Source organism: Erythrobacter sp. SN021 (genome assembly GCF_021864455.1).
The window spans coordinates 1-280 of record NZ_JAKKUW010000247.1; the positions used below are offsets into that span (position 1 = coordinate 1).

Below are 280 nucleotides of genomic sequence, written 5' to 3' on the forward strand. Positions count from 1 at the left end.
GCGTAGCCTCGTCGGGATGAAGAGAAGATTGACCGGTAAGGCTGAGCCTTACCACACTGGACGGCGGCCGAGCCGCGTCATCGCCCAAAGAGACTTGGACGCGACTTTATCGGTATAATCGAGTTAACAATGCAAGGTTCAAACATTACCATCGGGATCGCTTTTGTAGCGGGTATTCTGTCGTTTCTCTCACCGTGTGTGCTGCCGCTCGTACCCGGTTACGTCTCGCTGATTTCCGGCGTTAGCATCGATCGCCTCAAAGATGGATCAGCGACTGGCG

The 280-nt window shown here is 54.6% G+C and carries 1 protein-coding gene; it reads left to right on the forward strand.

Translation table 11 applies throughout. From position 1 onward, the window contains the following. Positions 1-129: 129 nt before the first annotated feature. On the forward strand, positions 130-280 hold a 151-nt coding region (locus L5849_RS15765; protein ID WP_236926310.1), incomplete at its 3' end, for a cytochrome c biogenesis CcdA family protein.